Consider the following 20226-nt stretch of genomic DNA (forward strand, 5'->3'; position numbering starts at 1 on the left):
AAATTAACCATTTATGGTCAATAAATTGAGAATTCCTGCAATGACTTTAAGGAGTTTTAATTGAAGAGAATGACAATTTATCAGCTATATTTAGTTTGGTTTGTATTTTGTAAGTACATTGTTATATGAGCAAGACACAAGAACAGTTCAAATTCACAAATGGCGTAATAGTTTATCCATTGCTATTTGTTTTAGTATTATGGCTGGTATTTTGGTTTGAAATACGATTTGGCTATGATTTTACAGAATTTGGAATTTATCCTCATCGAATAAGTGGATTAAGAGGTATTCTGTTTAGTCCGTTTATTCATTCAGGAATAGAGCATTTATATCACAACACTATTCCTTTATTTGTTTTATCTGCAGGGCTTTTTTATTTCTATAGGTCTATAGCCTGGAAAATATTGTTTTTTGGTATTTTATTGTCTGGATTATTGACATGGATAATTGGAAGGCCATCCTATCATATAGGCGCAAGTGGATTGATTTATGTTTTAGTGAGCTTTTTATTTTTTAAAGGAATAATCGCTAAACATTATCGTCTCATCGCATTATCATTGTTGGTGGTATTTCTTTATGGTAGTATGGTTTGGTATGTATTACCAATTAAGCAGGGAATGTCCTGGGAAGGACATCTATCTGGATTGATGGTTGGTATCCTGTTTGCGTTATTATTTAAAAAAGATGTGCCTAAACCCAAAAAATATCGTTGGGAAGAAGCAGATTACAATGAAGAAGAAGATGAATTCCTGAAGCATTTTGATGAGAACGGCAATTTTATAGAAACAACTACATTGGAGGATCTGGAAGAGAATAAAACAATCACAAAGATCAATTATATCTACAAAAAAGATAATGATTAATTGCGTTGTCTAACGGCTTCATAGAGAAAAGCGCCACAGGCCACAGAAACATTTAGCGATTCTATCTCACCCAAAATAGGGAGTTTAGCTTTGTGATCAGCAAGTTTTAATACCGAAGGATTTATACCACGTCCTTCAGAACCCATAATAATGGCACAGGGTTCTGTAAAATCTATTTGATAAAGTGTATGGTCTGTTTTTTCAGTTGCGGCAATAACTGTAATACCCGAAGCCTGCATATGAAACAGGGCATCCTTAATATGATCAACCTTACAGATAGGTATTTTAAAAACGGCACCGGCACTTGTTTTAATAGTGTCTCCATTTATGGGAGCACTACCTTTTTTCTGTATGATAATGCCATGGACACCTGTGCATTCAGCAGTTCTGATTATAGCACCAAAATTGCGGACATCATTAATCTGGTCAAGTAATAAAAACAAAGGGGTTTGGCCAGATTCAAAGACGTTTAAAATAAGCTCGTCAATATCATGGAATGCTATTGGTGATATTTGAGCAACAGCACCTTGATGGTTTTTATTTGTCAATCGGTTGAGTTTTTCAACTGGCACAAAAGAGTGACTAACATTTGCTGTTTTTAAAAGGGCTTCCAATTCTTGAGCAAGGGCACCTTGCAACCCTTTTTGAAGAAAAACTTTTTCTATGGTTTCTCCAGAATTAATAGCTTCCATAACAGCTCTTAAACCAAATATCTGTGTGTTGTTTTGCATGGTGTAAAAGTATAAAAAAACCACCTCTTTTTGAGGTGGTTTAATATAATATATTGGCTTTATTCTTTAATGACTTTTCTGGAAACCATACCAGATTCATTATATATCAATGCCAGATAAATACCCTTGCTACAGTTTTGTAGATTAATTTGATTGTTACTAATTTCAGTATTGATCAATTGCCCCAGTGCATTATAAATTTCAATTTTAGCGACTTTAGATTTGGAGTCTACCTTTATTAAACCAGAAGTAGGGTTCGGGTATAATTTTAAATCATCATTGAAAGTGTTATCAGCGATGCTCAACAATGTGCAATTACTTAAATCAGGATTAATTTCAATTGGGTCACCAGGTGTTAAATCCCTGCCAGTAAAAGCCGGGTAGTCATAGGAGAATTTTTTTACTCGAAAGACATTGTTTTGGCTAGCTGTTTGACCTTGCGTTAAAATACCACCTACGGTATTTGGATTGATGTATTCCCATACAATTTCATTTGATGGTGTTATTTCAAAGAAGTAACCTGAGTCACCATCACAAATTAATGTATTGCCGTTGGGTAGTCTCTCACCACTGGATAGAATGGCTGAAAAGAAATCAGGAGGATTTGGACTGGTATAGGTCCATTCAGCAGTTGCTGGCTCAAAACCAGTGGTATTATTATAACTATAGACACCTGGTGAACTTTCTTCTGGATCAATTAAATCAATTGAAGAATATCCTCTGCCGTTGCCATTATTGAATATTAATAACTTGCCACTATCCGTTAAACCTTCATCAATCCAATGTGGATAATGTTGTGAATCAAGAGTCTGATCACTTATGGTGCCTTTATCATAGGCTATCGGGTTTCCCCAACGGAATAAAAAATCGCCACCTTTAGCATAAGTACCACCTGCATGAGAGGCTGCCTCTTCAGTTGTTGTAGAATGGTCAATTATATAAATTTCACTCAATCTTCTGGAACTCATGACAATTTGGTCTAATGTGGAATTATATTGAATGGAATTTATATGTAGCCAATTAGCTTCCCCATTATTGTTGTTTAAAAAATTTATATCCAACAATTCCGGGTTATCAGCAACTACGCCAAAATTATCTTTGGTAGCATCAAAATCTTGAACTAAATGATCATTAATATTCCACTCCCATACAATATTTGCTTGATTGGTTCCTACAGGTTCGAGTTCTAAAATTTGCTCATTATATAATTTATTTTGTGTTAGCATACCTGGGTCTCTTCCTGCTTGAATCGCTTCTGCTTGAGTCATAGTTGTCACCGCTAACATTAAAATATTGCCATTTGGAAGAGGATAGATGTCGTGATGTTGAGAAAATGTAGATGAAGAGTAATTAAAAGACCATAATAGGTTATTATCCCAATCAAATAGTTCAATTCTACCACCTACACCACCAAATGTAATGTCGCTATTTGAAATTTGACCTGTTCGCAATAAATTGCCATTTTCTAACAAGTAAACTGAAGCTGAAGGGTTATAGTTGCTTGACCATTGATGAACAACTTCCCCGCAATTATTAATTAGATAGGTTTCAGTAGAGTGTAAGGGTGCAAACAAACTTAACCCATTATATGATTCAGCATTATTTGTTAAAACCCCGACTGTATTTTGTGTAAAGCTGTTCAATGAATAATAGAACAGTAAAAGGAAAAAAGTATATTTCATTTCATGATTTTTAGCACATGCAAAATTACTAATAAGCATTAAAAGTTTAAGGTTTAAAATAAAAAAACCGTCTCTATTGAGACGGTTTTTTTAAATATGGTAAAGAATTTATTAATTACAAGTACCAGAAACCACTTCCCCTTCTGTAGGGATTGGTCCATCAGTGTATTCAGTTCCATCAGGAGCTGTAATAGTATACACATTCTCACTTTCCCATCCTGGGCCAGCACCAGTTCCACCACCAGAAACATAGTTGATAGTGAAATCAGCATCTTTAGAGATTTGTACTACAACAGTAGTTGTTTCAGGAACATTAACTGCACCATCTTCGTCCATTGCATAGAACTCTCTAGTGACACCTTCAGAAATAACTTCTAAATAACCACCATTCCAGCCATCGCCGTAAAGGTCAGTCATTTCAAAAGTCCAAGGACAGTATTCATAATCCAAAATAGTCAAATTCACAACATAATAAGGCTCTGGTGTTAAGATAGTTCTTACACCTGCAGCTGAAATTTGTAATTGAACTGTTTCAGATCCTTCTGTTTGATCTAAATCACGAATTGTTTCAACAGGAATATCAAATGATGTTGCATAAGCTGGAACAGTAATTTCGAAACCTTCATGAGGTACACCTGTATCAGCATCCATATCTCCGTCACCTGCTGTGTAATCTACATTTTGTTCAGCATTACCGGAAAGTACAACTATTTTGAATTGAGAAACTTTATTAATCGCACGACTAATAGTAAATGGAATGACACCTGATTCACCTTCCAAAAGTGTTAAACTTGTTGTTGTAGTGGTTGCAACTGGTTTTGGTTGCGTATCCATTCCATCTAAATCATCATCTGTACAGCTTGAGAAAGCAATTAAGCCTAATGCAACTGTAAGTAATTTTATATTTAATTTATTTATTTTCATCTTCTATCAAGTTTTGAGTTAAAATTATTGAGGTACATATTCAGATGGTCCTAAATCAAACCAGATACCTGAACTTGGAGCACTACCGTTATAGATTGTTAAGTAATCAAAACTAATAATACCCGTAGCATCGTCTACTGAACCAGTTCCCTCTGCAAGAGTACCAGCTACCCAATCACCTGAAAAATTAACATCACCACAAACATTTGTGAAATCAATCCAAGCTGGAGACCCATCAAGACCACCAAATGCAATATAAGGCATTGATTCAATTCTGTAAGTGTTAGGCGCTAATTCAAAGATATTTGTATTAGGACGTCCACCGTCAATAGTTTGAGCACAAGTGTATGGTCCAGCATGATCTGATTGACATCCTACAAACGTAATAGTATAGGTATCATTGATCGATGATACGGACGCACCACTAGCAGAAGTTAATTTTAAAACTAAAGTCGTTGGTTGGTCTGGATCTAAACCTCCCGTATTAATTTGTAATGGTAAAAATCCAAATGAGCTACCAGACTCAATAGTAAATGAATTTCCTAAAAGCGTAAATTCGTTACCTTCTGTTGCTGTACTTGAAGGATCAACAGCATAATTCACATCCACGTTGTTAGGAAGTGCAATACCTGAATTACCACCAAGAATATTAACTGTAATATCAATGTTCACTGCTCCTACGTCCTCAAAATAACTCTCAAGAGTAGAAGATCTAGCAAAACCTAGTGTGTAAGGGCTCGATTGGAACCCGTTGTCGTTTTCATCGTCTACTATACATGACACAGACAAAAGTGGCAAAATTAGTAGAACAAATAGTTTTCTTAAATTTTTCATAATTATCAATTTTTTTATTTTAGTTAGCGTCCCAGAAAATGTTATCTGTAAAAGCATCAGATGCTGATTGACTTGGAACGTTTGCCGAATTCGTTGAATATTCAGATGCAGGATATAATAATCTAACAGGTCTAGCAGGCTGTTCAGCTATAATAGATAATGGTACATTAGGGTATCCTGTTCTTGTAAAATCAATCCAAGATTCAATAGCATTGTAACCACATAACGCAATCCATTTTTGAGTCATAATAGCTTCAATTTTATTAGAAGAACCAGTCCATCCAATTAAATTAACATTTTCACTAGCTGTAATATAAGCAGCAGCACCTGAAGCACCTAATCTGTTGAAAGATGCTGTTATACCATTGTGGAAAAATGATTGAGCATCTCCTGAAATCCAACCACGGTGAGCCGCTTCAGCTTGTAAGAAATAGCTTTCTGCAGCTGTGAATAGTGCGTTAGGTTGTGAAGAACCTACTAATAATCCAGGTCCTAATTCAGATAATTCTGGAGGAGCCGTAGTATTAGTTGCACCTTGTTGTACTCCAACAACGCCACTAGCACCACTTGCTCCTGGAATTGGTCTAAACAAGCGTAAAATACGTGGATCTTCAACACCTGTAGAGATACCATTTTCAGTTACATCACCTTGTAAAAACTTAGCCATGTAATCAGAAGGTACGATATAATCATTATCGAATGTATCAACACCTTCAGTATCTTGACCGTAATTAGCGAAGAAAGGCTCTTGTTTTCCTGGTGCATTTTCGTAAGGAGGATCAATTAATGCATCTGAAGTCAAGAAGTTTTGATCTAAAGCTGCAAATTGTTCAGCCAAATAAGTTGAACTAGAAGATAATTCAGACTCACGCATTAAAATACGTAATTTCAATGTATTGGCAAATTTCACCCAACTTGATAAGTCACCTCCAAAAACAATATCTTCAGTTCCTAAAGGGTTATTGTTGTTTTCAGCAGCAGTTAAAGTTGCAAGGGCACCGTCAATATCCTCAATCAATGCACGGTAAATAGCCATGTCATCATCATAAGCTGGTGTAAAATTTTCACCAAATTGTAAAGCTTCAGAATATGGACAGTCTCCATAAATATCTACTAAATACTGAAAGTAGTAAGACTTCAGGATTCTGGCAACCGCCTTGTGGTTATCATAACCTTCACCATCATAAGTAATTATAGATTGATAAGTACCCATTCCTCTGTAAAGGTTTTGCCAGATAGACGTGTAGAAGTTTTGAGTGACATTCAATCTGAACTCATCTAGCATACCACCTGTTACATTGTTAACATCTGGTCCCCATTGGTTCATCCAAATACTTCCTAATTCGCTCGTTGTTACTGAAAATTGTGCTCTTGGCGCTGTAATAGCACCAGCCAATAATAAATCAGGTGTAACAACATCTACAGTAGCATCAACTTGAGATTCGTTAATATCCAATGTGCTTTCACATGAAAATACCGCAACCGCTAATGCTAGTAATAAAATTGTTTTATTAATATATTTTTTCATAATTATTTTTTTTAAAAAGTTAAGTTAACACCTAAACCAAATGTTCTTGTTGGAGGATAGTTACCAGCTTGTGTTGTAATACCCTGAGCGTTACCAGTTGAGAAACCAGATTCTGGATCGTTGTAACCTCTGTTTTCAGATGGTAAGATGACGATTGGGTTTCTAGCAGTAGCACTCACACTAACACCTGTAATAAAAGTATTTCTTAATAAATCTTTGTTCATATCATAACGTAATGATAATTCACGAACCTTAAACGCTGTAGCATCTATAACATGGTTTTCTCCAATACCTCTATATTGGTTGAAGAAGTTAATGAATGATCCTGCATTAGTACCACCAGAAGGAACCGTTGTGTTAGCAATGTAACTTCCTGGGTTGTTAGGATCTTCGATAGCTGAATTAGGGAAAATAAATGCCCCTCGACCACCTTGAGCGGTTTCAACTGCGTGGCCAGACCATGTCATGTTTGATTTCGTATCAGAATAGAATACGTGACCTGTTCTGTAATCCATAGTTGCTTGAAGCGTAAAGCTTTTATAAGTAAATGATGTATTTAAGTTCACCGTATACTTAGGAGTTGTTCTTCCAGCAATTTTAAGACCAGATGCCTCAATTGGGTTACCACTGGCTGCGTCTATTATAACACGACCTTGATCATCTCTCTCATAATAGTTAGTTTGGATTACTGGGAAAGCTTCACCTTCAATAGCGAAAACTTCAGCATAACCTAAGAAACCACCAAGAGATACTTGAGATGCCTGATCAGATACTTTAACAACTTCGTTGTCTGAAGCATAATAACCAATATTTACATCCCATTTGATGTCATCAGTTTTGATAACTTTAACACCTAAATCAATTTCGTAAGCAACACCTTTTGTTTCACCAACGTTGATAGTTGCTCTGCTCAAACCAGATGCAGCCGATGTACCAATATTGGTAATTTGATCGGTTGTATTAAAAGCTTGGTAACTGGCATCTAAAGTAAGTCTGTCTCTAAAGAATCCTAAATTAAGACCTGCTTCAAAAGTAGTTGTAAACTCAGGCGTTAATAATGGGTCAGTTTGTGTTTGGTCAGCCACAAAAGAGTTTTGACCACCTAGTGGGAAACCACCGGCTCCATTATATACTTGTTGGATTGCATATGCACCAATACCACCATCGTTACCTACTTTTACGTAAGATGCTGTTAATTTCATGTAGTTTAACACATCACCACCAAAATTATCAAATGCCTTGGTTGGGATGAAAGATAAACTAGCAGAAGGATAGAAGAATGATTGATTTGATTTAGCTAATGTAGAAGACCAGTCATTTCTTCCTGTTAAGTTTAAGAATAAGAAATCCTTATAACCTAAATCCACATTGGCAAAAACACCAATTCTAGAACTAGAACGTCTGTCGTCAGTAGTTGTTCCATCAGAAAAACCATTATTTAAGAATCCTGAATTGTAGATACCTGGAATAGTTAGACCAACACCACCAACTCTAGCAAAACTACTTTTGAAGTATTGGTTGTTAGCACCTATTACAGCACCAAACGAAATATCATCAGTTAACATATAATCAAAGTTCACGAATAAATCCGTATAGTATTGACTACTTCTTGAGTTAGAATAAGAGAAATTAGATGCCAAAGATCTATTTGCACCAGTGTTACTAATAATCTCTTGTGGCTCAACATACTCATTCTGGTAAGCAAGACCAGATGCGTCATTAATACGCGCGTTACTTAATAACTTTACAGAAATGTTATCATTAACAGCGTACTGTAAGTCACCAGTCATACTGATATTGTTTGATTCTGTATCAGCTCTTTGGTTATCACGGTTCCAATAAGGGTTTGTAAAATAAGCATTCCAGTGACCTTCGTTACCTGAATACTCAAATTGTCTAATTGGCACGTTTGTAGGTGTTTGAATTAACTGCGTATATAAATCACCATTGTGAGCAGATGCAGATGTGTTAGTGTATAAAACATTAGCACTTGCAGACCATTTTCCTAAAGTCTTACCTGCATTTAAAGTGAAAGTATTTCTTTTACGAGTATCATTGGCGATAACGAACTCAGTATTTACATTTCTACCGCTTAAGTTAAAGTAGCCATCAGCATCACCTGCAGAAAGTGAAAATGAGTTTTGTCTTGTTAAACCAGTTTGGAAAAATTCTTTCATATGGTCACTACCTCTTGAAGAGTATGGCGCCATGATGAAAGTTCCATCAGCTTGTGGTAAACCTACAGGAACCATTTGACCATCAAATTCAGGTCCCCAACCACCATTTTCATAAACTACGTTTTCAAAGCCGTTACCTAAATCCCAGCCTTGTCCATAACGCGTTTGCTTTTCAGGTACATAGTGAACTGATTCAAAATCCAATGAACTGAAAATCTGCAAAGTCATCTTTTCATTTCCAGTAGCTTTTTTAGTAGTAACTACAATCGCACCGTTGGAACCTTGAGAACCATATAAGGCCGAACCAGCTGCACCTTTAATAACGTTGATAGACTCAATAGTATTTGGATCTAAAGCGTTAAGAAACGTTGTACTAGAAATTGCACCATCAATAACAACTAAAGCTTGGTTGTTTCCAGAAATAGAACGGTTACCACGCAATACGATACGTGTTCCACCGTTTACACCATTACTGTTTTGTGTAATTTGAAGACCAGTTACCTTACCAGATAAACTGTTTACAACATCTGGGTTGTTAGCTTTAACAAGTGCTTCAGTGTTAACTTCTTGGTAAGCTGTTGTTATCTCGTCTTTCTTTCTTTTGATACCAAGAGCTGTTACAACAACTTCCTCTAAAGCCTCGCTATCAACTTCCATTGCAAAGCTAATGTTGCTGGCTGCACCAATAGTCATTTCTTTTGTGGTGTAACCTAAAAAGGAATAAGATAGAACATCTCCGGTATTGGCAGTGATGGAGTAGTTACCATCAAAATCTGTCTGAGTACCAGTTGTTGTACCTTTTACAATAATATTAACTCCAGGGAGCGGCAATCCGTTTTCATCGGAAATAGTTCCTGAAATTGTTTTTTCTTGTGCGAACGTAAGTTGCACAACAAACGCTAGGAATAGCGTTAAAATTCCACTAAACTTTGTTTTCATTTTATATTTTATTTGAATTAGTCTACGCCAAAAATCATAATAAAAAGTTAATTAAACAATAATTATTGGTTAAAATTTTCATTTTTTTTTCAAAAAAAAAGCTTTTAAGAGGTTATTATACCTAAAAAATTGCAGTCAAGCTCAAATGGATTTGTGAGTTGGAAAACTTGAAACTTTGGTTTTCTGTTTTTCCATTGGCATAGTTGAAACGCAAAAGCCCTGCTTTTGTTAAAAGACCAAACCCAATACCAAAACTGTAAAGCTTTTCTTTTTGGTTTATTAAATCATTCTCAAGGTATGCAATATCAATTATGGAATGGGCATAGATACTTTCGCTTAACTGATAACGATATTCTGTATTTAGAAGTGTGTAAAATGAAGCGCTTAAGCTGTTTTCATTAAAACCACGAATCGAATTTATGCCGCCAAAACGAACCAGTTCATTTTCAAGATAATTATCTGAAATTAAACTAAACCCTTGCGAGCGCAAAAAGATACTGTTCCTGTTGTTTAAATTGAAAATTTTAAAGGCATCCAAAACAAATTGGACCTGGTTGGTTTTTGTGTCGGGCAATTTTCGATTGCCAAATCCAACTTCAAAGTCTATGAATGCATTTTTACGAAAAAGTCTACTCTCATTTTGTCGTAATAAAAACTCATACCTTACATTATATAAATTGACTGTGTAATCTTTTATATTCGGGTCAAAGGTTTCGTTTTTTAAAAGATTATTGGATTTCGCCGATTTCAACCCAACTGAAAATCGATGCTTTGAATTCATTTGGTAGAATATCCGAAGATTTTGGTTGGCCGTTGTAAAGGAAGAATCTTTTTTGAAAATCCGTAATTCAAACTCCGTTCCAATAGGTGTGTTAAATAAGTAAGGTAATGTCAAGCGAGCATTAAATGTTTTTTGGTCGTTCTCATCACTTTTGTAAATAAGGGATAGTGTTTCGCCAAAGTTCAGATTGTTTACAAGATCCAAATTCAAGTAGCCATTAAATTCAAGGTTGCCACTTTCCTCATTGGTACCAAACCCCAAAAAACCATCAAAGCTATTACTGCGATTTTTTTCTACATATATATATAATATGGTAGAGTCTTTACTAAATAGAATTTCTGGTTCTTTGATTTGATTGGCAAACTGTAAATCCTGCAGGTTTTTTGCCTTGGTTTTTATTTCGGTTAGGTTAAGCGTATTTCCTGTTCGTAATTTCAGATAATGTTTTAAATAGGATTTTGGAAATTTCTCATAGCCTTTGACGATTATTTTGTCAATGGTTCTTTGATAATCGATTTTTCCTGAAATCAGTTTGGCCACTAATTGATCTTCACCAACCTTTTTAATTTCTGACAGGGTTATTTCGTTGAAGGGGAATCCCTTTTCTGATAATTTCAGATTAATAAATTCCAACGACTGTTCTATAGAGTGAAAAGGAATGATAAAAGTACTATCCGTTACGGTTTTTGTAATCGCTTCAATGATATTCTTGGATACTAATTCGGAATTGTAGTGAATTTCGATTGACTTGTATTTTGGCCCAAGCATTATGGTTGTTTTAAAGAGGGAGTCATTAGCTCTTGCAATTGGAACTTGATTACTTTCAATATACCCTAATGTTTCGATTCTTTTTTTTAAGTCATTTATCTCATTTTCTATCGACTGAAAGTCTTGGTGTGATTTTCGGTAATTTAAAGAGTCTATGATAAATGTTTCAGCTTCGCTACTACCAATGATTTTTAACTGTAAATTTTGACCAATGAGTCCCAAAGAAAAACCTATATATATAATAAGGAGTAAAAGAAGTGATTTTCGCACGTTATCATTTTAGGTTTGCTGTGTAAAATTAACGTAAAAAGTTATGTGTTTGTATGCTAAAGGAATCGATTTTTAGTTTCCCTTGAAAATTAATCTATTAACATTTGAAAAATTAAAATTAATTTCTACCTTTGCAGCCCTCAAAAGTGAGGTTAAACAAAAATTATATAGAAATATATGCCAACAATTTCACAATTAGTACGAAAAGGAAGAGCCAAAATAACCAAGAAGAGTAAATCGGCTGCTTTAGATTCGTGTCCACAAAGACGTGGGGTTTGTACGCGTGTTTACACTACAACACCAAAGAAACCAAACTCGGCAATGCGTAAAGTTGCAAGGGTAAGGTTAACTAATGGTAAAGAGGTGAACGCTTACATCCCAGGTGAAGGTCATAATCTACAAGAACACTCGATAGTATTGGTTAGAGGTGGAAGGGTAAAAGATTTGCCAGGAGTTAGATATCACATTGTTCGTGGTGCCTTAGACACAGCAGGTGTTGCAGGTAGAACACAACGTAGATCTAAATATGGTGCAAAACGCCCTAAGAAGTAATTAAAAAACTTTAAGAAGAAGACATGAGAAAAAGACAAGCGAAAAAAAGACCGCTTTTGCCAGATCCACGTTTTAACGACCAGTTAGTAACGCGTTTTGTTAATATGATGATGTGGGATGGTAAAAAGTCTGTAGCTTTTAAAGTGTTTTACGATGCTATTGATATCGTAGATCAAAAGAAAACAGATGACGAAAAAACAGCTTTAGAGCTTTGGAAAGATGCGTTATCAAATGTGATGCCTCACGTAGAAGTACGTAGTCGTCGTGTTGGTGGTGCTACATTCCAAATTCCAATGCAAATTCGTCCAGACCGTAAAGTTTCAACAGCAATGAAATGGTTAATTGGCTATTCACGCAAAAGAAACGAAAAATCTATGGCTCAAAAATTAGCTGCAGAAATTTTAGCTGCTGCTAAAGAAGAAGGAGCTGCTGTTAAGAAAAGAGTTGATACTCACAAGATGGCAGAAGCAAACAAAGCATTCTCACACTTTAGATTTTAATTTAGGATGGCACAAAGAGATTTAAAATATACAAGAAACATAGGTATTGCTGCACATATTGATGCAGGAAAAACAACAACTACAGAGCGTATCCTTTTCTATACAGGTGTATCTCACAAAATTGGTGAAGTACATGATGGAGCGGCTACAATGGACTGGATGGAACAAGAGCAAGAAAGAGGGATTACCATTACTTCTGCTGCTACAACTTGTACATGGCAGTTTCCATTAGAGAACGCGCAACCAACTCCTGAAACAAAAGGATATCACTTTAACATTATCGATACTCCAGGTCACGTTGATTTTACGGTGGAAGTAAACCGTTCTTTACGTGTATTGGATGGATTGGTATTTTTATTTAGTGCGGTTGATGGTGTTGAACCACAATCTGAAACTAACTGGAGATTGGCTGATAACTATAAAGTTCCAAGAATAGGTTTCGTTAATAAAATGGACCGTCAGGGATCAAACTTTATGGCTGTTTGCCAACAGGTTAAAGATATGTTGAAGTCAAACGCTGTTCCAATTGTATTGAACATTGGTGACGAAGCTGACTTTAAAGGTATTGTTGATTTAGTAAAAAACAGAGCTATTGTATGGCATGAAGATACGCAAGGGGCAACTTTTGATGTTATCGAAATTCCAGATGATTTAAAAGCTGAGGCTAAAAAATACAGAGCGTTACTTATCGAAGAGGTTGCCACTTATGATGAAAACCTTTTAGAGAAGTTCATGGAAGATGAAGACTCAATCACTGAAGACGAAATCCACGCGGCATTACGTGCAGCGGTTATGGATATGGCAATCATTCCAATGATTTGTGGTTCGTCATTCAAGAATAAAGGTGTGCAGTTTTTATTGGATGCTGTTTGCCGTTATTTACCATCGCCTGTAGATAGAGATAATATTGTGGGTACTAACCCAGATACTGGTGCTGATGAAGTGCGTAAGCCGGATGTTACTGCGCCTTTCTCTGCATTGGCATTTAAGATTGCTACTGACCCATTCGTAGGTCGTTTGGCTTTCTTCCGTGCCTATTCAGGACGTTTAGATGCCGGTTCTTATATATTAAATAACCGTTCAGGTAAGAAAGAGCGTATTTCTCGTATCTACCAAATGCACTCAAACAAGCAAAATGCTATCGAATATATCGAAGCTGGTGATATTGGAGCGGCAGTTGGATTTAAGGATATCAAGACTGGTGATACCATGTCAGATGAGAAACACCCAATCGTATTGGAAAGTATGGATTTCCCTGATCCAGTAATTGGTATTGCAGTTGAGCCTAAAACAAAAGCTGATGTTGATAAATTGGGTATGGCTTTGGCTAAATTAGCTGAAGAAGATCCAACATTTACTGTAAGAACAGACGAAGCTTCAGGACAGACCATCATTTCTGGAATGGGTGAGCTTCATTTAGATATTATTGTTGACCGTTTGAAGCGTGAGTTTAAGGTTGAAGTAAACCAAGGACAACCTCAAGTAGAGTACAAAGAAGCTATTACACAACGTGCTGAACACAGAGAAGTTTATAAGAAACAATCTGGTGGACGCGGTAAATTTGCTGATATTGTATTTACATTGGAGCCTGCTGAAGAAGGAAAACAAGGTCTTGAATTCGTTTCAGAAATTAAAGGTGGTAACGTTCCAAAAGAATTTATCCCTTCTATAGAAAAAGGATTTACTATGGCTATGGTCAATGGTCCATTGGCAGGATACGAAGTTGATGCTATGAAAGTAACATTAACGGATGGTTCTTACCACGATGTGGATTCAGATCAATTGTCATTCGAATTGGCTGCAAAATTAGGATTTAAAGCTGCTGCAAGAGCTGCAAAAGCCGTAATCATGGAGCCTATCATGAAATTAGAAGTACTTACTCCTGAAGAAAATATGGGAGATATTGTAGGTGACCTTAACCGTCGTCGTGGTCAAGTTAACGACATGAGCGACAGAGCAGGTTCAAAAGTTGTTAAGGCAAATGTGCCGTTATCAGAAATGTTTGGTTATGTAACAGCGTTGCGTACTCTTTCTTCTGGTAGAGCAACATCAACAATGGAATTTTCACATTATGCTGAAACACCTTCAAACATATCTGAAGAAGTGATTAAGGCAGCTAAAGGAGTTGAAGCTTAAATCTTAAGAAAATGAGTCAAAAAATTAGAATAAAATTAAAGTCTTACGATCACAATTTAGTAGATAAGTCTGCTGACAAGATTGTAAAAACAGTTAAAAGTACGGGTGCTGTGGTTACGGGTCCAATTCCGTTACCAACTCACAAGAAAATTTTTACTGTATTACGTTCACCTCACGTAAACAAGAAGTCAAGAGAGCAATTCCAATTAAGTTCTTACAAGCGCTTATTGGATATTTATTCTTCTTCTTCAAAGACTATCGATGCTTTAATGAAACTTGAATTACCAAGTGGTGTTGAAGTAGAGATCAAAGTGTAAGTAAGACAAGCGAACATGTCCTTGACGATGGTCAGGGAAAAACGGAAAAAATACAATTCAAGGCTGAAACGTATTTTTCAGCCTTGAATTTTAATAAATAGAATAATAACAATTAATAATTAATAAATATGTCTGGGTTAATAGGAAAAAAAATCGGTATGACCAGCATCTTCGATGAGAATGGAAAGAATATTCCATGTACAGTTATCGAAGCAGGTCCATGTATCGTTACCCAAGTCAGAACCGAAGAAGTTGATGGTTATAATGCCGTGCAACTTGGTTTCGATGACGCGACAGAAAAAAGTGCTACAAAAGCTGATCTAGGTCATGCTAAAAAAGCAGGTACTTCTGTAAAACGCAAAGTTGTTGAATTCCAAGGTTTTGAGGAGGAGTACAAATTAGGTGATGCTATCACTGTAGAGCACTTTATTGAAGGAGAGTTTGTTGATATCTCAGGAACTTCAAAAGGTAAAGGATTCCAAGGTGTTGTCAAGCGTCATGGTTTTGGTGGTGTCGGTCAAGCTACGCATGGTCAGCACAACCGTTTAAGAGCACCTGGTTCTATTGGAGCCGCTTCTTACCCTGCTAGAGTATTCAAAGGAATGCGTATGGCCGGAAGAATGGGTGGAGAAAAAGTGAAAGTTGAAAATTTAAGAGTTTTAAAAGTAGTTCCTGAAAAGAACTTACTTGTTGTAAAGGGATGTGTTCCTGGTCACAAAAACGCTTATGTAATTATTAGAAAGTAATGAAGGTAGCAGTTTTAGATATAAACGGAAAAGACACAGGTAGAAAGGTAGACCTTTCTAATGATGTGTTTGCTATTGAGCCTAATAATCACGCAGTATATTTAGATGTTAAGCAGTATTTAGCTAACCAAAGACAAGGTACACACAAGGCTAAAGAACGTGCTGAAATAGCAGGAAGTACTCGCAAGATTAAGAAACAAAAGGGAACTGGTACAGCAAGAGCTGGTAGCATTAAGTCTGGAGTTTTTAAAGGTGGTGGTCGTATGTTCGGTCCAAGACCAAGAAACTACAGCTTTAAATTGAACAAAAGTTTAAAGCGTTTGGCTCGTAAATCGGCTTTATCAATGAAAGCTAATGAGAAGTCAATTGTGGTGTTGGAAGACTTTAATTTTGATACACCAAAGACTAAAAACTTTACAGCGGTTTTAAAGGCTTTAGACCTTGAAAACAAAAAATCTCTCTTTGTGTTGGGTGCGTCAAATAATAATGTATATTTGTCGTCACGCAATTTGAAAGGCTCTGAAGTCATAACTAATTCAGAATTAAGTACTTACAAAATACTTAACGCAAATCAAGTTGTGCTTTTAGAGAGTTCTTTAGAAGAAATTGAAACGAATTTAAGTAAATAAGAAACAGATGAACATCTTAATTAAACCCATAATCACGGAAAAAGCGACTGCAGATAGCGAGTTAAGAAACTGCTATACATTCGCTGTGAATACGAAGGCGAACAAGGTTGAAATCAAGAAAGCGGTTGAGGCTGCTTATGGCGTTTCTGTTGAAAAAGTTCGTACTATAAATGTCCGTCCAGAAAGAAGTACCAAGTATACAAAAACTGGTATTCAACATGGTAAAACAAATGCTGTTAAAAAAGCAATTGTACAACTGGCGGAAGGTGAAATGATTGATTTATACAGTAACATGTAATTAAAGACAAATGTCAGTAAGAAAATTAAAACCAATCACACCAGGGCAGCGTTTTAGAGTAGTAAATGGGTATGACGCCATTACTACTGATAAGCCGGAGAAAAGTTTATTAGCTCCGAAAAAAAGGTCTGGTGGTAGAAACAGTCGCGGAAAAATGACCATGCGCTACATTGGTGGTGGTCACAAGAAAAGGTATCGTATTATCGATTTTAAACGTAACAAAACTGGAATTCCAGCAGAAGTTAAGTCTATCGAATACGATCCAAACAGAACAGCGTTTATTGCGTTGTTGAACTATCAAGATGGTGAGAAACGCTATATCGTTGCTCAAAATGGTTTACAAGTTGGACAAACTGTAGTTTCTGGTAAAGAGAATATTGCTCCAGAGATTGGAAATACCATGCCGTTATCGCAAATTCCTCTAGGAACGATTATTTCTTGTGTTGAATTACGTCCAGGTCAAGGAGCTGTTATGGCTCGTAGTGCTGGAACGTTTGCACAATTAATGGCGCGTGATGGGAAGTTTGCTACTATTAAATTACCATCTGGTGAAACACGTTTAATATTAGCTGATTGTATGGCTACTATAGGTGTTATTTCTAATTCAGATCATCAGTTGTTAGTATCAGGTAAAGCTGGTAGAACAAGATGGTTAGGTAGAAGACCACGTACAAGACCAGTTGTTATGAACCCTGTCGATCACCCAATGGGTGGTGGTGAAGGTAAGTCTTCAGGTGGACACCCACGTTCTAGAAATGGTATACCTGCTAAAGGTTACAGAACCCGTTCTAAAACAAAAGCGAGTAATAAATATATTGTAGAACGTAGAAAGAAATAATAAGTCATGTCAAGATCATTAAAAAAAGGACCTTACGTTCATTATAAATTAGAGAAGAAAGTTGCTGCAAACGTAGAAGCTAACAAAAAAACGGTTATCAAAACGTGGTCAAGAGCCTCAATGATAACACCTGATTTTGTTGGTCAAACGATCGCAGTGCATAACGGACGCCAGTTTGTTCCAGTTTATGTAACTGAAAACATGGTAGGACACAAGTTAGGAGAATTTTCACCAACACGATCTTTTAGAGGTCATGCAGGTGCTAAAAATAAAGGTAAAAAGTAGTAAGCTATGGGAAGTCGTAAAAAACAAATGGCAGACGCTATTAAGGAAGAAAAGAAGCAAATAGCTTTTGCTAAACTTAATAACTGTCCTACGTCACCGAGAAAAATGCGTTTAGTAGCCGATTTAGTAAGAGGTGAACGCGTAGAGAAAGCGCTTAATATTTTGAAATTTAGCCAAAAGGAAGCGTCTAATCGTTTAGAGAAATTGTTATTGTCTGCAATTGCAAACTGGCAAGCTAAAAACGAAGATGCAAGTATTGAAGAGGCTGAATTGTTTGTTAAGGAGATTAGAGTAGATGGTGGAACAATGCTAAAAAGATTGCGTCCAGCACCTCAAGGTCGTGCACACAGAATTAGAAAACGTTCAAACCATGTTACATTAGTGGTTGGAGCTAACAATAACACACAAGCTTAAGTAGAGATATGGGACAAAAAACAAATCCAATCGGAAATCGTTTAGGAATTATCAGAGGATGGGAATCTAACTGGTACGGAGGAAATGATTATGGCGATAAACTTGCCGAAGACGATAAGATCAGAAAGTACGTTCACGCACGTCTATCTAAAGCTAGTGTTTCCAGAGTAATTATTGAAAGAACTTTGAAACTTGTAACCGTTACTATCACTACGGCTCGTCCAGGTATCATTATTGGTAAAGGCGGTCAAGAGGTAGACAAGTTAAAAGAAGAGCTTAAGAAAATTACCGGAAAAGAAGTTCAGATCAACATTTTTGAAATCAAAAGACCTGAACTAGATGCATTTTTAGTAGCATCAAGTATTGCACGTCAAATAGAAAATAGAATTTCTTACCGTCGAGCAATTAAGATGGCTATTGCTGCTACAATGCGTATGAATGCTGAAGGAATTAAAGTTCAAATCAGTGGTCGTTTAAATGGTGCTGAAATGGCACGTAGTGAACACTACAAAGAAGGACGTATTCCTTTATCAACATTTAGAGCCGATATTGACTATGCTTTAGTTGAAGCCCATACTACTTACGGTAGATTAGGTGTTAAAGTATGGATCATGAAAGGTGAAGTATATGGTAAAAGAGAACTTTCTCCGCTTGTTGGTTTATCTAAAAAGCAAGGAAAAGGTGGACGTGGTGGTGCAAGAGAAAACAAATCACGTCGTAGAAAGTAATTTTTTAAAGAAAAGAAAGCATGTTACAGCCTAAAAGAACAAAATTTCGTAAGCAAATGAAAGGTCGCATGAAGGGCAATGCCGAAAGAGGGCATCGTCTATCAAGTGGAACCTTTGGTATAAAGTCGCTAGACTCAAATTTTATCACAGCTCGTCAAATTGAAGCTGCGCGTATTGCTGCAACCCGTTACATGAAAAGGGAAGGATCAATCTGGATTAAGATATTTCCAGACAAGCCTATCACTAAAAAGCCTCTTGAGGTACGTATGGGTAAAGGTAAAGGTGCCGTTGAATATTGGGCAGCAGTTGTTAAACCAGGTCGTATACTTTTCGAAGTAGGTGGTGTGCCATTAGAAGTTGCTAAAGAAGCGTTGCGTTTAGCTGCACAGAAGTTGCCAGTTAAAACTAAATTTATAATTGCTAGAGATTACGAAGCATAATTTATTTGATACTATGAAACAATCAGAAATTAAAGAATTATCAGTAGCTGAGTTACAAGAGAAACTTGGTGAGACAAAAAAGAGTTATTCAGAAATGAAGTTGGCTCATGCAATTTCTCCTCTAGAGAATCCAATTCAATTGCGTTCAGTAAGAAGAACAATAGCTAGAATTGCAACAGAATTAACAAAAAGAGAATTACAATAATTCTGCAGAAAGATGGAAACAAGAAATTTAAGAAAAGAACGTATAGGAATTGTTACTAGTAATAAGATGCAGAAATCTATTGTAGTTTCTGAAGTTAAGAAAGTAAAACATCCTATGTATGGAAAGTTCGTGTTAAAGACTAAAAAATATGTTGCGCACGACGAGACAAACGATTGTAACATTGGAGATACTGTAAAGATCATGGAAACAAGACCTATGAGTAAATCCAAATGTTGGAGATTAGTTGAAATAATTGAAAGAGCGAAGTAATTATGGTACAGACTGAATCAAGATTAAAAGTAGCTGATAACACCGGAGCGAAAGAGGTTTTAACCATTCGCGTATTAGGTGGAACCAAAAGAAGATACGCTTCTGTAGGAGACAAAATTGTTGTATCTGTCAAAGATGCAACTCCTAATGGAAACATTAAAAAAGGAGCTGTTTCTACCGCAGTTGTTGTACGTACTAGAAAAGAAGTAAGAAGACCAGATGGTTCTTACATTCGTTTTGACGACAATGCATGTGTATTATTGAACCCAACAGGTGAAATGAGAGGTACACGTGTATTTGGTCCTGTAGCTAGAGAACTTCGTGATAAACAATTCATGAAAATTGTATCATTGGCACCTGAAGTGCTTTAA

Annotated in this window: 23 protein-coding genes; 16 read left to right on the plus strand and 7 right to left on the minus strand. The window is 36.2% G+C overall.

The features are described from left to right. Positions 1–125 precede the first annotated feature (125 nt). Complete coding sequence (locus tag ACKXGU_RS11685) at positions 126–863, plus strand: rhomboid family intramembrane serine protease (RefSeq protein ID WP_463465490.1); 738 nt, start codon at positions 126–128, stop codon at positions 861–863. On the opposite strand, the gene rlmB is transcribed toward ACKXGU_RS11685, so the two are convergent. The 7 genes from rlmB to ACKXGU_RS11720 all read right to left on the minus strand — a co-directional run bounded on the left by rlmB (position 860) and on the right by ACKXGU_RS11720 (position 11497). Next, positions 860–1594, minus strand: coding sequence for a 23S rRNA (guanosine(2251)-2'-O)-methyltransferase RlmB (gene rlmB, locus ACKXGU_RS11690; RefSeq protein ID WP_463465491.1), 735 nt, complete (start codon positions 1592–1594; stop codon positions 860–862). The genes ACKXGU_RS11685 and rlmB overlap by 4 nt on opposite strands. A gap of 59 nt (positions 1595–1653) precedes the next feature. Further along, positions 1654–3276: an aryl-sulfate sulfotransferase gene (locus ACKXGU_RS11695; RefSeq protein WP_463465492.1), complete on the minus strand. Its 1623-nt coding sequence runs from the start codon at positions 3274–3276 to the stop codon at positions 1654–1656. Positions 3277–3387: 111 nt separating this feature from the next. Continuing rightward, positions 3388–4200: a hypothetical protein gene (locus ACKXGU_RS11700; RefSeq protein ID WP_463465493.1), complete on the minus strand. Its 813-nt coding sequence runs from the start codon at positions 4198–4200 to the stop codon at positions 3388–3390. Between the two features lie 24 nt (positions 4201–4224). Beyond that, entirely contained in the window at positions 4225–5034 is an 810-nt protein-coding gene (locus tag ACKXGU_RS11705) for a hypothetical protein (protein WP_463465494.1), read from the minus strand. 19 nt (positions 5035–5053) lie between these two features. Continuing rightward, positions 5054–6562, minus strand: a complete 1509-nt coding sequence (locus tag ACKXGU_RS11710) for a SusD/RagB family nutrient-binding outer membrane lipoprotein (protein WP_463465495.1) — start codon at positions 6560–6562, stop codon at positions 5054–5056. Between the two features lie 11 nt (positions 6563–6573). Continuing rightward, positions 6574–9678, minus strand: a complete 3105-nt coding sequence (locus ACKXGU_RS11715; protein WP_463465496.1) for a SusC/RagA family TonB-linked outer membrane protein — start codon at positions 9676–9678, stop codon at positions 6574–6576. Between the two features lie 121 nt (positions 9679–9799). Beyond that, the gene (locus tag ACKXGU_RS11720; RefSeq protein ID WP_463465497.1) at positions 9800–11497 is read right to left on the minus strand and encodes a POTRA domain-containing protein; all 1698 of its coding nucleotides are present in this window, start codon (positions 11495–11497) and stop codon (positions 9800–9802) included. A 177-nt stretch (positions 11498–11674) separates the two neighbouring features. Between ACKXGU_RS11720 and rpsL the strand changes: the two genes are divergently transcribed. The 15 genes from rpsL (at position 11675) to rplN (ending at position 20226) form a co-directional block, all read left to right on the plus strand. Further along, positions 11675–12049, plus strand: a complete 375-nt coding sequence (gene rpsL / locus ACKXGU_RS11725; RefSeq protein ID WP_006795815.1) for a 30S ribosomal protein S12 — start codon at positions 11675–11677, stop codon at positions 12047–12049. Positions 12050–12072: 23 nt separating this feature from the next. Further along, positions 12073–12549: a 30S ribosomal protein S7 gene (rpsG, locus tag ACKXGU_RS11730; RefSeq protein ID WP_463465498.1), complete on the plus strand. Its 477-nt coding sequence runs from the start codon at positions 12073–12075 to the stop codon at positions 12547–12549. A 6-nt stretch (positions 12550–12555) separates the two neighbouring features. After that, positions 12556–14685, plus strand: a complete 2130-nt coding sequence (fusA, locus tag ACKXGU_RS11735) for an elongation factor G (RefSeq protein WP_463465499.1) — start codon at positions 12556–12558, stop codon at positions 14683–14685. An 11-nt stretch (positions 14686–14696) separates the two neighbouring features. Further along, positions 14697–15002 (plus strand): 30S ribosomal protein S10, encoded by a 306-nt coding sequence (rpsJ, locus tag ACKXGU_RS11740; protein ID WP_007650482.1) that lies wholly within the window; start codon positions 14697–14699, stop codon positions 15000–15002. Between the two features lie 128 nt (positions 15003–15130). Then, complete coding sequence (gene rplC, locus ACKXGU_RS11745; RefSeq protein WP_103051224.1) at positions 15131–15748, plus strand: 50S ribosomal protein L3; 618 nt, start codon at positions 15131–15133, stop codon at positions 15746–15748. After that, positions 15748–16377 (plus strand): 50S ribosomal protein L4, encoded by a 630-nt coding sequence (rplD, locus tag ACKXGU_RS11750; RefSeq protein ID WP_463465500.1) that lies wholly within the window; start codon positions 15748–15750, stop codon positions 16375–16377. Before rplC ends, rplD begins: the two co-directional genes overlap by 1 nt. A gap of 7 nt (positions 16378–16384) precedes the next feature. After that, positions 16385–16675 carry a 50S ribosomal protein L23 gene (gene rplW / locus ACKXGU_RS11755; RefSeq protein ID WP_103051226.1) on the plus strand — a complete coding sequence of 97 codons (291 nt, stop codon included), beginning with the start codon at positions 16385–16387 and terminating at the stop codon, positions 16673–16675. Between the two features lie 10 nt (positions 16676–16685). Beyond that, positions 16686–17513, plus strand: a complete 828-nt coding sequence (gene rplB / locus ACKXGU_RS11760) for a 50S ribosomal protein L2 (RefSeq protein ID WP_463465501.1) — start codon at positions 16686–16688, stop codon at positions 17511–17513. A 6-nt stretch (positions 17514–17519) separates the two neighbouring features. Next, complete coding sequence (rpsS, locus tag ACKXGU_RS11765) at positions 17520–17798, plus strand: 30S ribosomal protein S19 (RefSeq protein ID WP_072349809.1); 279 nt, start codon at positions 17520–17522, stop codon at positions 17796–17798. 6 nt (positions 17799–17804) lie between these two features. Next, a complete protein-coding gene (gene rplV, locus ACKXGU_RS11770; protein WP_463465502.1) occupies positions 17805–18212 on the plus strand; it encodes a 50S ribosomal protein L22 in 408 nt (135 codons plus the stop codon). A gap of 8 nt (positions 18213–18220) precedes the next feature. Beyond that, complete coding sequence (gene rpsC, locus ACKXGU_RS11775) at positions 18221–18940, plus strand: 30S ribosomal protein S3 (RefSeq protein ID WP_103051229.1); 720 nt, start codon at positions 18221–18223, stop codon at positions 18938–18940. 20 nt (positions 18941–18960) lie between these two features. Then, on the plus strand, positions 18961–19380 hold the full coding sequence (gene rplP / locus ACKXGU_RS11780; RefSeq protein ID WP_103051230.1) for a 50S ribosomal protein L16: 420 nt from the start codon (positions 18961–18963) through the stop codon (positions 19378–19380). A 13-nt stretch (positions 19381–19393) separates the two neighbouring features. Beyond that, on the plus strand, positions 19394–19585 hold the full coding sequence (gene rpmC / locus ACKXGU_RS11785) for a 50S ribosomal protein L29 (protein ID WP_463465503.1): 192 nt from the start codon (positions 19394–19396) through the stop codon (positions 19583–19585). Positions 19586–19597: 12 nt separating this feature from the next. Further along, positions 19598–19855 carry a 30S ribosomal protein S17 gene (rpsQ, locus tag ACKXGU_RS11790; protein WP_040492188.1) on the plus strand — a complete coding sequence of 86 codons (258 nt, stop codon included), beginning with the start codon at positions 19598–19600 and terminating at the stop codon, positions 19853–19855. A gap of 2 nt (positions 19856–19857) precedes the next feature. Next, entirely contained in the window at positions 19858–20226 is a 369-nt protein-coding gene (rplN, locus tag ACKXGU_RS11795; protein ID WP_103051232.1) for a 50S ribosomal protein L14, read from the plus strand.

It is taken from the genome of Hanstruepera sp. CR43 (assembly GCF_055227665.1).